The 14,377-nt window shown below is 45.4% G+C and carries 9 protein-coding genes and 1 tRNA gene; 7 read left to right on the top strand and 3 right to left on the bottom strand.

Annotation, left to right across the window (positions count from 1 at the left end):
- The first annotated feature begins 110 nt into the window (after positions 1 to 110).
- From BC643_RS10615 to BC643_RS10595, 5 genes are all read left to right on the top strand, one after another.
- Positions 111 to 1,193 carry a hypothetical protein gene (locus BC643_RS10615; protein ID WP_120273063.1) on the top strand — a complete coding sequence of 361 codons (1,083 nt, stop codon included), beginning with the start codon at positions 111 to 113 and terminating at the stop codon, positions 1,191 to 1,193.
- Positions 1,194 to 1,343: 150 nt separating this feature from the next.
- Entirely contained in the window at positions 1,344 to 2,429 is a 1,086-nt protein-coding gene (locus BC643_RS10610) for a hypothetical protein (protein WP_120273062.1), read from the top strand.
- A 175-nt stretch (positions 2,430 to 2,604) separates the two neighbouring features.
- Positions 2,605 to 2,862: a hypothetical protein gene (locus BC643_RS10605; RefSeq protein ID WP_120273061.1), complete on the top strand. Its 258-nt coding sequence runs from the start codon at positions 2,605 to 2,607 to the stop codon at positions 2,860 to 2,862.
- A 264-nt stretch (positions 2,863 to 3,126) separates the two neighbouring features.
- Positions 3,127 to 4,158, top strand: a complete 1,032-nt coding sequence (locus BC643_RS10600) for a T9SS type B sorting domain-containing protein (protein ID WP_120273060.1) — start codon at positions 3,127 to 3,129, stop codon at positions 4,156 to 4,158.
- The gene (locus tag BC643_RS10595; protein ID WP_120273059.1) at positions 4,158 to 5,162 is read left to right on the top strand and encodes a PorP/SprF family type IX secretion system membrane protein; all 1,005 of its coding nucleotides are present in this window, start codon (positions 4,158 to 4,160) and stop codon (positions 5,160 to 5,162) included. The genes BC643_RS10600 and BC643_RS10595 overlap by 1 nt, the downstream gene beginning before the upstream one ends.
- Positions 5,163 to 5,272: 110 nt before the next feature.
- Here the strand turns inward: BC643_RS10595 and BC643_RS10590 are convergent, their stop codons facing one another.
- From BC643_RS10590 to folB, 3 genes are all read right to left on the bottom strand, one after another.
- Complete coding sequence (locus BC643_RS10590; RefSeq protein WP_120273058.1) at positions 5,273 to 10,810, bottom strand: PKD-like domain-containing protein; 5,538 nt, start codon at positions 10,808 to 10,810, stop codon at positions 5,273 to 5,275.
- Between the two features lie 472 nt (positions 10,811 to 11,282).
- Positions 11,283 to 11,353, bottom strand: a tRNA-Cys gene (locus BC643_RS10585).
- A gap of 64 nt (positions 11,354 to 11,417) precedes the next feature.
- A complete protein-coding gene (folB, locus tag BC643_RS10580) occupies positions 11,418 to 11,771 on the bottom strand; it encodes a dihydroneopterin aldolase (RefSeq protein WP_120273057.1) in 354 nt (117 codons plus the stop codon).
- A 264-nt stretch (positions 11,772 to 12,035) separates the two neighbouring features.
- On the opposite strand from folB, the gene BC643_RS10575 reads away from it, so the two are divergent.
- Positions 12,036 to 13,733, top strand: coding sequence for a glutamine--tRNA ligase/YqeY domain fusion protein (locus tag BC643_RS10575; protein WP_120273056.1), 1,698 nt, complete (start codon positions 12,036 to 12,038; stop codon positions 13,731 to 13,733).
- A 169-nt stretch (positions 13,734 to 13,902) separates the two neighbouring features.
- Positions 13,903 to 14,304: a hypothetical protein gene (locus BC643_RS10570; RefSeq protein WP_120273055.1), complete on the top strand. Its 402-nt coding sequence runs from the start codon at positions 13,903 to 13,905 to the stop codon at positions 14,302 to 14,304.
- Positions 14,305 to 14,377: the final 73 nt, after the last annotated feature.

Raw genomic sequence — 14,377 nt, 5'->3', positions numbered from 1 at the left:
CGAAATGACCTTGTCCTAATCGGACCCTGAAATAAATAGTAATAAACGAACAATAAACACTAACGAATAATTTTTACAAAACCTTTTTTCTAACTCTAAAAGCAATTATTATGAAAAAGCAAATTTTATTTCTAATCCTGCTCGCAGCGGCCGTACTGCTAGGGCCGGGCAAATCTTATGCACAATCAGGAACCGAAGTCGATTATCTTGATAATTCTCCAAATTTTTGTCCGACTGCTACAACTCTAACTTGTACTGGACTGAATGCATTAAGTCCAGCTCCTGGTGTCGCCTATGATTATACTGTTACTGTAAGTTCTTCTTCAACTATTCATTGGTTTGTAACAACAGACCCAAATGTAATGACAGGAGAAGGAAAAGTAACAACTGCAATTGAGCCAGCAACAGGAGGGAATTACGTTTTAGCAGCGAATGCAGCTTATAACGACCCTAGCCAGAATTCAGCTACCGTTAATATTACGTGGAAATCATTTGATGGTACGGCAAATCAAGTGTTGTTGGTTGCTTACGCCGTTGATGCTGACGGTTGTACGGATAACTTGGAAGTCTATCGGATTATTCCGGAGTACAATTTTACACTTGATATCGCCGGTATTTTAGATGATGGTAATAGTGGTGCCACAGAGTGTGTTGCGCCAGTCCAGGGGGCAACATACAATGGAACCGACTTGGAAGTTGACTACGGTGTGAACTATGTATTCTTTGCCGTTAATGCTGCAAACTGGCAAACTTCATGGCAAACGAATTTAGTAGCAACAACTGATGGAACCAGTGATTTGGGAGCGCCAGAATGGGCATATCCTGCAGATGCTACAACTACTGGTGTATGGAATGCAAATGGAACCGAGGTATTAGCTACAAGTTACGCAAGCAACAATAACGGCTTTATTGGTTCTGGCGGTGAATGTATTATAGTCCGTGTGCCTGTAACTCACACTTCTACAGAGAATATTACAAGTGAGACCATTAATCTTGTTGTTAACGGAGAAATGATTAACGCGAGTACAGGTGCTTATGATGGAGTCTATCCGGATCTAGAAGAAGTAAACGAATCCGGTGCAGCTTGTGCTAGTGATATGGTTACAGATAATGCTAATTATGTGATTACTCCACGTCCAGATATTAACGAAAGCAGTCCAAGTCCGTTCGAGAATAAAACTCCAAGAGACTAATCGTATGCTAAGAATTGCTTTTTCATAACCAAGATATCTTCGCTCCGCTGTGCTTGCTGAGTACAGCGGGGCGAGGCTTCGGTAAAATGAGAAGGCACAATTTAAGACGTATTTATATGACCTTTTTTCTAAACTCTAGAACGATTCATTATGAAAAAACAATTTCTAATTCAGACTTTTTTGGCCCTGGTCCTAATGGCAGGTGTCAACCATGCACAGGGGCAGGCAACAGCCGGCAGTGCAACACGTGGTGTTAACTGTACCGATGGGCCGCTAAACCCGATCTCCGGGAAAGAATATACCTATCAGGCGACTTCAAACCAGACTGGTGATTACACATTCTGGTCAACGCAGGATATGGCGTTCATCTCTACTTCAGGGGGAGTAACGACAACGAATATCTCAACGATGTTTACTTCTCCAACCACGACACCTACAGGTACTGATCTGATTGCTACCAGTGCAAACTACGGGGTCGCTGCTGCTGATGATAATGTGAAGATCACTTGGTCGGATGCAACCTTGGCGCTGGCTACTACGGCAGAACCGATTTTTGTTGCTGTTCATCAAACCGGAGATTGTACCAACAATTTCGAAGCGTGGAAAATTGCTCCGATCAAAGCCTTCATCGTTGATATCCGCAATATTGATCCGGCAGATGGTACTACGCCGCTTGCCTATGATACCGGAGCAGAGACTTGTTTCGACGAAGTGAGAGGTGCTAACTACAATCCAACTTCCGGAGAGATTGAATACGACTTCGGTACGCAGGTGCTGTTCTTCGAGGTTGTTGCAGCAAACTTTACCGGGTATTGGGTTCCGACATTTACCCTGTCAGCTTTGGGCGAAGGTCAAACTGCAACCATCGAGTGGGACTACGACATGACTTTTGGTTCTCCAAATTTGGAGGTTTCCGGTACTCAGAGTTCTGTTAATGCCACCACGAACGAGACCAATACATCCGGCGGAGTTTCAATTTACGTGCGGGTTACCATTACGAACACCACTTACGAGGGGTTAGCAAACGAAGATGTTACATTGACAGTAGACGGTGTTAACTCTATAGGTGATTGGGATATTCAAAACAACACATTGACCGACGCAGGTCCGTTGTGTGATGCCGGTTCTTTGAATGACGGTATGGATGCAGCGACACAAACCTTAACTCCACGTCCGGATGTTCAGGAAGTTGCTCCGACTCCATTTATCCCGGGTAATGAAACTCCTGCACCGTAGTACGATGGTATAAGAAACATGTTTATTGTCGGTACATATGGCGGCAGGAGTTCCTGGAATGGAATTTTTGCGGTGATTTGCCGGCACGTTTGAGTGGCAGAAACACCTGGTGTAGAATTCTCTCAGCTTCCGACTTGATTCGGAAGGATACGACAAATAAAGACGCAACCTAAAAATGAAACGGCGGATGTTGTTTCACCAGGCTCACGCGAAAAAGGACCAGTTACCGGCTGCAGCCGGAATGGAAGAGTTATGCCCGGAAAAAGGCAAAAGTCGAAAGGTAAAAGTGAGAATGATGCATAGCGAATTCCGCGACTACAGGGCGATGTCTGTTGTGAAATTTAAACGCAAAGGATGCAAAAAGCACAATCCCGATTTACCGGGACGCAAGGAAAACTTAGCGTCCTCAGCGGTTAAAAATGAAAGCTTATGAACTGTAAATGATACATGCATGATCAGTAACAAACATGGGCCTCCGGGATGGTTGCATCCACCCAACAAGGGAGCGCCACGAGGGCCATCCCCCGGGACTGGAGCCAATCAGATAGATATGATGACCGGTTGTTTTAACCGGAACGGGAGAAGTATGCCTGAAGAGAAGGTAAACGCAGATAGATCAAAATTTAAAAGTGCTCAAAGTGATGTGATGATTCTTGGACTCTTGTGATTCGGGACTTATGAATTTTTAAAAAATTAAATGAAGCGACTTTGGTACCATATCATTAGGCTGGCGCTGGTATTTATACCGGCTCTATTGACTGTGACGTCTGTCACGGCCCAGCTCAGTGCGTACCAAGGGCAGACTACCAAATTGAGTATCGACCCATTGCCTGGCGATACTTATACCTGGGAATTGTACACCGATTCTACGGTCAACTTTGCGACGACACCAGGATTTGTTTCTTCATCGTCGGCAGAATTTGTCAACGGTAATAACAAGGGGCCAAGTGTTGAAGTGATCTGGCACGAACCGGGAACTTATTTTTATAAAGTCACAGCAGTTAATGCCATACGGTGTACCAACCACCTGAAGGTAGGGGTGATCGTTATTTTGGAGGATGAGGATGAAATCATTTCGCCGATTGCTGTCGATGATTACTATCAGGCTGATTGCGATCCGTTGTTAGTCAATATCACGGATAATGACAATTGGGATCCGACATACGACATTTTAGTGAATATTTTGGAGTGGCCGACGCAGGGCGAGTTGCACCCAACCGACGATCAGGGAGGAATTAGCTATACGGTCTACTTTGGCGTTTTCGGCAAGGATTCGTTTATGTACGAGCTCTGTTTGGATACCGATCCACCGCTTTGTGATACTGCTATGGTTTACATAAATATACCGGATGATCTGGATTGTGACGATCAGCCACCTCCGCCGGATACAACCTGTCATTTCTTTATTCCGGAAGGATTCTCGCCCAACGGGGATGGTGCCCACGATTACTTTGTGATCGATTGTATCGAGCAGTATCCGAATGCGAAGCTGATGATCTTCGACAAGCAGGGATATTTGCTCTATCAGCATAAAAACTACGGAAACGTTGATGTTTGGGGATATAATGAGGCCGATCTGTGGTGGGGCGGACAAACGACGAAACATCATCAGAACTCAGATAAGATGGTCGTTCCGGGCGTGTATCTCTATATTCTTGACAAAGGAAACGGAGACTTGGCACGCGGATTTGTAATGGTTGCTTATGGATTGGGCGCAATAGGAAATTAATGATGAACAGGACGAACAGAACATACAGGGTTAAAAAATATTGGTCAGCGATGGCCTTGTCAGTGGTGTTGATGTTGTTTAGCGCTGTTGAAAGTAAGGCTCAGGTTGATCGCGACCGCTCACATAAAATCTATACCGAACCGGTTTTTACGCAATACATGAACGGTATGCAAACTATTAACCCTGCCTATGCGGGTATGTGGGAAAAAGTGGGTATCCAGGTGTTTACCCGCCGCTATTTCGTAGGGCAGGATGGAGCGCCGTTGATGGCTGCAGCAACCTGGTACAAGCCGGTTAAAAACGATAACAACGGGATTGGTTTAAATATTACCAACGAGCACATCGGCTACGAGAATAAATTAACGGTTGCGGCTGATTACTCCTACCAGGTAAAACTGGACTGGAAAACCTATTTGCGTTTGGGATTGAAAGTGGGCTTCATCAACTACGATAACCTTTTAACTCGTTACGATTTGGATTGGGGGCAGGATGACCCGGATCCTGCATTTGATACCGACATCCATCAGGGGATGATGTTGAAGTGGGGAGTTGGTGCCTTGGTTTATAACCGCGATTTTTACATTGGCTTGTCAGTTCCTCAAATTATATCCAATAAATTCCGCGCTGATGTGATTAACTTCTCATCACTGGCCGATGTCCGCTATGCTTATTTGTTGGGCGGTTATTTTTTCGGCCGTCAACGACAAATTCGTTTCAAGCCGACAATTCTTGTGAAAGGTGCTATTGGTGAACCAGTCACTGCAGATATCTCCGCGAACTGGCTTTTCTACGATAAATTTTGGGTTGGTGCTATGTACCGAACCAATAATACAGCGGCCATTGTAACGCAGTTTGTGATGATGAAGAATATACGTTTCGGATATGCCATGGAGTTCCCTTTTGGGCGGGAGATCTTCAAATATCAGTTACAAACACATGAAATTCGTGTGGTCTACGAGTTCGATTTCTACCGCCGTCCATACACCCGAAAACAATATTTTTAGTTCCAAATTTTTAGTTATAAGTTTCAAGTTTCCTCAAATTTAGGCGAAAATTTCTTCTGAATTGGAGAGGCTACATGAGTCAAAAAGGCTTTATTATTGCTCTTGTATGACTATGGAGTCTGAACAATTTTAGGGCGTGGAATTACCGTAATCGTAGTCGACAGTTCACTGCTTACGTTATTTGAACAATCCGTGATTCGGTAATAAATGGTATGTGTTAAAAGGCTACCCCCCTCATTATCTCCGGGAAATTGGAAACTGGTTGAGCCATTGTTGGTGTATGCCGAAGGTTGACCGGTGAAATACCCTGATGCAGGAAGTTTGGATCCATCGCTAAAGACAATCCGCCATTCAATCAAAGGAGAGCAATCGCTAAGTCCGCAGTTATCCGAGAAAGAAGCAGTATTCAGATCCAGTAATGTATTCCCATTTTCGAAGGTGTAATAATTCGGTACGATTTGGTTGGTGTAAGTGTACTCTCTCAAATATTCCACACAAACTTCTATCGGATCAGGCGATGTAAATTCCGGGGCTTGGTTGTCAGTCACTGTTACGGTTTGCGAACATTGAACGCTTCCGATTGCATTCATCGCTGTCCATGTAATGGTCGTCACTCCTTTGTTGAAGCTGTAGGGATCCGGAATTGATCCGGTACCGCTATCTTCTGTCGCTCCGGTCATCGTCCAGCTCCAGCTAATATCTGTTCCCGAGTTGATGGTCGGAAGACTGACAGACACCGACGCGCTGCATTCGTCAACATCTGTGTTTACAGAAATCGGATCGGCGCAGGTAATGTCGGGTTTGGTGTCGGACACAATCACCCGGAAAGAACATTCAATTACTTCTCCTTTTAAGTTGACTGCCGTGTAGGTAATCGTAGTGGTTCCGACGTTAAAGGTCGAAGGAGAAGGAACCAGGCCGTTGCCGGTATCGCTGGTAGCGCCGGTCATTTCGTATTCAATACTCTGGCAGAAAGTGTCGTACTCGGGAGCGGTAACGATGACATTCGACGCATAAGTCGTCCCTTCGTCAGCTATTGCATAAATATCATCAGGGCAGGTTAATTCCGGGGCTTCGGGCTCGGGAATTGTCACCTTTACAGCCGTGGCCGCACAACCGTGTGCATCCGAAAGAACAATAACTGAATAAGTTCCTGCACCAAGGTTTGTTGCTGTAGATGTTGTTTGTGATCCTGCCGCTGCGTCCCAGATAAACTGGTAAGGGGGAGTTCCTCCGGTGGCTGTAATAGTTGCCGTTCCATCAGTTCCGCCATAGCAGCTAGGGGCCGAAAAACTAGGTGGGTTAACGACAAATGTTGACGGTTCCGAAAGCGTAGCTGACTGTGTTGTTGAACAGCCTTTGGCATCTGTAACGGTCAGAGAATAGACGCCAGCTGATAATCCAATAGCTGTTTGCGTCGTTTGTCCGTCGCTCCATAAGTAGGAATAGGGTGACTTTCCTCCGGTTACGCTCGCTGTAAGTTTGCCGTCATCGCCGTCGTGACAGAGCGGGAGCGTTTGAGTGAAGCTAATTTCCAACGGCTGGAGAACTGTAATCTTCATTTTATCGCTCTTTGCGGGGCAAGGGCCGTCGGGTGTGTCACTAGTGAGAGTCAGTGTCACGGTCCCGGCGGCTATCTCTGCTGAGCTTGGTGTATAGCTTGCGTTTAATGTTTGAGCATTTGGTGAGTAAGTTCCGCTTCCTCCCGACCAGCTTCCGGTGGTTGCACTGCCGCTAACCGATCCGGCGAGCGAAACAATAGCATTTTCATAACAGACTGTTTGGTCAGCACCGGCGTTTACCTTGACAGTAGGATAGACCGTTACGTTAACCGATCCTGATTCGTTTTCACATCCGTATGCATCGAAAACCTGCACTGTATAAGTTCCGCTGTTTGCCGTTTTGGCATTGGTTATAACGGGATTTTCCTCTGTTGAACTGAAGCCATTCGGCCCCGTCCACAAGTAGGTTATCGGTTCGCGACCGTATTGCGAGTTTGCATAGAGGGAAATTGTTCCTCCTTGGCAGATGTCACCTGCCGAAGTGGGATCTACTTCTGCAGGCCAGGGCGCGAGCGTTCCAAAGGAAATATCGTCGAGGCCAAAGTCGTTTCCTCCGGCAGCTGTCTGTAGGTCTACAATGGAGACAACAGCCGTTGTATTGCTTCCGGAATTCCACATTCCGTAAAATCGATCCTGCGTTTTCCAGGGATTTGCACTGCTGCTGGTACCAGCAGTGAGCTGCGCCACGGTTCCGATTTGTGTCCCGTTGATGCTGAACTGAAGACTGGCGTAATTGCCTGAATTGTTCAAACTGATGGCCCATGCCGAGAAGTAATAATCGGTATTCGGGCGGACGGTAACTGTTTCCTGCCATACGATTGGTTGCGGAGATCCCGGAAATCCGTTGACAATCATGAAATTTCCGGTTCCGGTAGTGTGATCCACACCCCAAAAGTTACTGTGATAATTGCGGGCATTCGTTCCAATACCATAAAGCCCTTCAGGAAACAATTCGGAACTTACAGAAGGATCGTCTGCGACATAAGTGTATTGGTTTCCCGACGTTGCAGGAGTAACAAACCCTACGTTTCCATCTTCGAAACTTCCGTTTATAAGCAATTCTGTCGATGTGTTGAATGAAGTAGAACCGGAACAACCAAATTCGTCGGTAACAGTAACAGTGTAGATAGCTGCTAGGTCTACGAGAATGGATTGTGTTGTTTCACCTGTGCTCCATAAATAACTGGTATAGCCATCGGAAGCTGTCAAGAGAATTTTGGGTGAATAGCTGCAATAATCGGCGGTGATCTCTGGCGCAGGAGTTTCCCGAACGATCACAGTAACTGTGTCGCTTCCAACACAACCGGTATCCGGATCGGTGTACCAAGCGATATAATCGGTAGTTTGGGTCGGGTAAACATTGGTCGGGTTCTGTTCCGTTGATGAAAAACCGCTCGGATAGGATGTCCAGTACATATCAACAGATGATCCTTCGCCCGTCAATTCAACATTGTCGATTGCCCAATACTTGTCATCTTTCGCTTTGTAATAAAACTGAATGTATAACGTGCTGTTGCCAACGTAGCCATTCAGAGACACCGTGTATTTTACGAAGTCGGTACTCGTCCCCTGTGAATTCGTGAATTCCTCGATGTCGGTCCAATTGCTGTTGTCTGTCGACACCCTGATTTTAGGCTGATCGGAATTACCGCCGGATTCGTAATAATGCCAAAACGTAAGTTCAAGCGAAGTATATCCAACTGTGTTGATAGCGGGGGAGGTCAGAGTCGATGTGATGTTGGTGTTTCCTGCTGCACCTGAGTTGGCCAGGTAAAATTTACTGGAGTCATTTGATCTGAATGTTTTTCCGCTTTGGTTGTAATTATTATCTCGGATGGTCCAGGCTGCATTGTTATTATTAAAATAGGTTGTCCAACTGTTGAGCCCGGATTTGTCTCCCGCACTTCCCGAGTTAAAATCCTCGGAGAGCAAAGTTGAAGGCAAGCTGCTGGCTATGTCAGATGACGAATACAGATCAACACTTTCGCCCGGACAGATCTCGGTTTCGGAGGCTGACACAGTGACCTGAGGTGCAGGAATGACAACCACGTAAACCGGGTAAGTTACGGGGTTCTCGCAACCGTTGGAGTTCAAGGTGTACAAGTAAGTCACGCCAATCGGATTCGATGTTGTATTAATTAAAACCTCGTTCGGATTTCCGGTGCCTGATGTGGCCGGATTGGCGATTCCTGCAACTGCAGCGCGAGTCCACGGATAGTCGGTCCCCGAAATGTCACTGGTTGGTGTGTACGAGAACGTTGTTCCACTGCAAATGTCGGGAGGCGTGAGCGAACTCGTCAATTCTGGTTTCTTGGTAACAATGACCACGACATCCTGCGTGTTCGAACAGCCGTCTGCCGAAAGTGTGTAAGTGTATGTTACTGCTATAGGATCATTAGTTGTGTTCTCCAGGTATTCATCAGGGTCGTCGGTTCCCGAAGCAGCCGGGTTGCTGATACCCGCAACTTCAGCTCTGCTCCATGAGAAAGTTGTTCCCGGTATGTCGCTGGTCGGAACGTAGGTAAATACTTCATTGCTGCAAATACCCTGTGGGTTTAGTCCGGATGTTAGAACCGGCTTTTCTGAGATTGTCACGGTAACGCTTTCGCTGACAGATGAGGGGCAACCATTTTTGTCTTCTACAGAAATGAGTTCGTAAGTAAAATCTCCGGCTGTTCCGGTGGGAACTGATATCGTCGCTGCGTTTCCGGAACTTTCGGTCACTGTTTGTTCGGTGCCACCATTGATGCGATAAGTGAATAGGTAGGGTGCTTCTCCTCCGATTGCTGTAAAAATAACCTCGGGCGAACTTTCGTTTTGGCAACTGTTTGCGGTTTTTTCAATTGTTGCTTGAAGTTCTGGTAAAACTTGAACTTCGATGTCAAGAGAAGAACCTTCACATCCGTTTTTATAAGAAGTAATGCGATAAGTTACGGTCGCAACTTCATTGCTGGTATTTACCAAGGTCTGTGCGAGTATATTACCGGTGTCGTCTCCGGAGCCGGATATCGATCCCGTCGGCGTAATATCCAGAACCGACCACTCAAATGTAGCTCCTGAAGTTGTGCTGCTGAGCTTGATGTTGGTCGTTGCTCCCGTGCAAATCGTTTCCAAAACCTGTGAGACGGAGAGATCTGCTTTTGGACTTACCGTTACCTGTACTGTTCCCGGAACACCCGAACAGCCATTTGCCCGAGGGGTGATGGTCAGGGTGGCTGACCCGGACATGGCTGTAAAGGATGGTATTTGGCTAACTCCTGTTTTATCATTTAAACCGATTGAGGCGCCTCCGGTAATGTCGAAGACCACGTTGCCGGGACTACCGGTAAGTGCGACAGGAGTGGTTGTCTCGCCCTGGCAGAATTCCAGATCTCCCGGATTATCCAATGTTGCGCCGTTGGTTACTTCGATTGTTACTTCTCCGGATACAGGATATTCACAGCCATTACCGTCAACAATGGAAACCAGTTCATATTGATAGGTACCGGTATTGGTAGTTGACTGGTACATCGTTATTTCGTCGGTAAATGATGGAGTCTGTAAGGTGAGACCTCCGTTGTAGGTGAAATTCGCTACATAGGGTGGAATTCCTCCACTCGCTTGTATCGTAAAGGGTACTTTGTCGGTGTTTTGGCAAGCAACTGCGTCGCCGGTGATGGCGGCAACCGGTGCGGGGTTGTTCCCGATGGTAATGCTCAGTGAGGCTGTTTCACTACCGTCAGTAACAGTCACGTCGTAGGTTCCCGCAGCGAGTCCCGAAAGATCTTCTGTGGTTTCACCGGTGCTCCATTGTATTTGGGGCACAGAACTGGCATTCGCAATGGTCAAATCAATGCTTCCATCGTTTTTGCCAGGGCAGCTTTCGTCATTACTGACGTAGGTCAGGCTCATTCCTTCAAGTTGCGCTTGTGGGATAACAAAGGCAGATCCCGCACTGAGCATGCTGTTATCCAGCAAGCTCTCAGTGTGCGGGATGGCTTTTGTTTGCGATATTCCGGTCAAAAATATCGGCAGTAGAAATATGGTTTTTAGTTGAAAAAAAAGTTTCCAATTACAATCCATGATACCTCCGAATTTGCGCTGCATATTGTTTCAAATCTTCCGGTTTCCCGGTGCTGGAGGTACTTTTAGGGAGTTATTGATGTTTACCGAATGAATATACCTTTCCCGTTTTGATTTCGTTGGTCGAAAAAATCAAACATAATGCAAAGACTACAAGAAGTCATGGCCAACGAATCCTAACGAGTTGAATCAACTTGAATAAGATTTGATCAACTGAATTCGGTAACTAAATAAAAAGCGTTGATTGTGCAATTTCAATTTCCGCTTTCAAATTCCTCTCTACTAAGTACTGTCCTACCATTAATCTGGAAAAGTGGAGATAGGTGACCCTGTTTCTTGAAAAATATTTTGTTATATTGATTTTTATCGAAATGTTTTTCCGGATGTTTTGAGGAATGGCAGTTGCAGGGATATCTGAGAGCGGTTTTGCAGTTCTTATGGATTAAAAGAAAAAACCGTTTACAATTTTCATTATAAACGGTTTCTAATAAAACGGAGGTCGATGGCGGATTCGAACCGCCGTACACGGTTTTGCAGACCGTTGCCTAGCCACTCGGCCAACCGACCTTGTTTTTCGGACTGCAAATTTATACAAAATATTTAGCTGTGCAACAGCGAATGAACGATTTTATCAGCGACTAAGCAGAACACTAACTTTTTCTAACTGTCCGCCCATGGGGGGATTCATTTTCGAAAGTTTGATCGTTGCTTTTTCGATCGTTGGAAATGAACGATATATGTGATCCAGAATTCTTGTGCACACATGTTCGAGTAAGGCCGAAGGGATCGCCATTTCTTCTTTTATAATGTCGTAAATTTTTTGATAGTTTAGTGCATCATCCAGTTGGTCGGTTTCTCCCGCCTTGGTGCAATCGGTATGAATGGTTGCCGCCACAATAAACTTGGCTCCTACCTGTTTCTCGGTTTGATAATGACCATGGTAAGCATAAAATTCCATTCCTTCTAATTCAATAATTCCCGGCATGCTTTGTTTTTTAGTTGAATATGACTGATGTATTTGGAGTGTAAAATTAATTTTTCTTTTTTAGTTGTTGATTTTGTGAAAAGTTAAAAGCTTTCGTGCGGAATCATTTTATACTTTTGTCCTTAATCTACCGGGGCCATCTCGTTAAATGGGGTTGGGGATTGGCTGAATCCTGAAATAATCACGCGAAAGGGTGAGGCAGAAGCATTCAGCTTTTGTTCTAGGTTTTTATTTTTGTAAAAGAGAGAATTAAGAAAGACTAATATGAGTGAAAATAGTCCTGAGAAAGAAGTGGTGATTAAGAAGAATTTCATTCACCAAATAGTTGAAGAAGAAATTAATGCGGGAAAAAACGGAGGAGTAGTACATACTCGTTTTCCCCCGGAACCCAATGGCTATTTGCACATTGGGCATGCAAAATCAATTTGCCTGAACTTCGGGACTGCTCAGAAATACAATGGTATAACCAATTTACGTTTCGACGACACGAACCCATCGAAAGAAGATACTGAATACGTTGATTCGATTATGGAAGACGTTCGTTGGTTGGGATTTGATTGGGGAGACCGCTTGTTTTACGCATCGGATTATTTCGAGAAACTTTTTGAGTTTGCGGTGAAGCTGATCCAGGAAGGAAAAGCTTATGTGGACGATCAAAGTGCGGAGACAATCAGTAGCCAAAAAGGAACACCGACTCGTCCCGGGGTGGAAAGTCCGAGCCGTTCACGTACGGTTGAAGAGAATTTGGACTTGTTCTTACGCATGAAGGCTGGCGAGTTCAACGAAGGTCAATGCGTATTGCGCGCGAAAATCGACATGGCTTCGCCAAATATGCATATGCGCGATCCGATTATTTACCGGATCATGAAAACACCGCACCACCGTACCGGCGACAAATGGTGTATTTACCCGATGTACGATTTTGCACACGGACAGTGTGACTACTGGGAAGGAATCACGCATTCTGTTTGTACGCTCGAATTCGAAGTTCACCGCCCGCTTTACGACTGGTTCATCGACCAGTTGAAAGACACGGACTATCGCCCTCGTCAGATTGAGTTCGCCCGTTTGAATCTCACCTACACGGTGATGAGTAAACGCAAGTTGTTGCAATTGGTTAAAGAGAATTACGTGAACGGATGGGATGATCCACGGATGCCGACCATTTCAGGTTTGCGTCGTCGTGGTTACACACCGGCTTCAATTCGTAATTTCTCCGATCGTATTGGGGTGACTAAAGTTGATGGAATTATCGACGTGGCGCTGTTGGAACACAGCATCCGCGAAGATTTGAATAAAAACGCGCAACGTGTGATGGGGGTTTTGAACCCATTGAAAGTTGTGATTACAAACTACCCGGAAGGTCAGGTTGAAGAGCTGGAAGCAGTGAACAACCCGGAAAACCCGGATGCCGGAACGCGTACCGTTCCGTTTACCCGAGAGATTTATATTGAGCAGGATGACTTCATGGAAAACCCGCCACGGAAATTTTTCCGTTTGTCACCGGGAGCTGAAGTGCGCTTGCGTTATGCCTATTTCATTACTTGTACCGATGTAATTAAGGATGAAAACGGTAAAGTTGTTGAATTGCATTGTACGTACGATCCGCAATCGCGCGGAGGTAACTCGCCCGATGGACGTAAAGTAAAAGCGACTTTGCACTGGGTTTCGGTTACCGAAAACGTGAAGGCAGAAGTTCGCCTGTACGATCGTCTGTTTACCGATGAAGAGCCGGACGGACACAAGGATAAAGAATTCCTGGAGTTTCTGAACCCGGATTCGTTGGAAGTGTTGACCAACTGTTACGTTGAGCCCTTTGTGAAGCAAGCCAAAGCCTTGGATTCGTTCCAGTTTGAGCGTTTGGGCTATTTCAATGTAGATCCGGACAGTACAGCGGATAACATCGTGTTTAACCGTACAGCTCAATTGCGGGATACCTGGTCCAAAGTTAAAGGCCAATAGCCCAATACGAAGAATATTACGTTCAAAGATAGAAAAGAACGAAGCTTAATTCAGGCTTCGTTCTTTTTGTTTCGTGACTTTCGCCGATTCATGGCTTCCGTTAACCGATCTTTCGTGCGGTTAATAAGAATCAAAACCTACATTTGAATTGGATTTTAATTTTAGCGCAATGAATACGAATGATTGGCATCAAACAACGAATCAATGTCCGAAGGAAAAGAAACACAAAGGATCGGTTTTGGGCGTTATCTTGATCGTGGTTGGGATATATTGGATTTTAAGAGAGACGGGATGGTTTATTCATTTGCCGGGCTGGGAATTTTTCCGCGATCGCATTTGGGAAACGTTTTCGTTCCTGCGTGTCGAACTGGGCGATCTACTGCTGCCGATTTTGTTGTTGGTAACCGGTTTGTTGTTGGTGAGCGGAAGGCGTCGGGTAGGAGGGCTGCTGGTGTTGATTGCCCTGCTGGTTTTTATTCCGGGGATTGTTGTTCCGGGTATTCTGATGGTCATGTTTTTCCCGTTGTTGTTAATCATTGTCGGGATTCTGCTGATCAAAAGTATATTGTAAGTCAATTTGAAAGAATTAATTTATATTCGTTATAGGGAAAATCTGAAGTTTGAAATTTTCTAAATGAAAAAAT

Source organism: Mangrovibacterium diazotrophicum (genome assembly GCF_003610535.1).
Lineage (GTDB): Bacteria > Bacteroidota > Bacteroidia > Bacteroidales > Prolixibacteraceae > Mangrovibacterium > Mangrovibacterium diazotrophicum.
The sequence above is the reverse complement of the archived record's forward strand: the minus strand, read 5'-3'. Positions and strand labels throughout refer to the sequence as shown.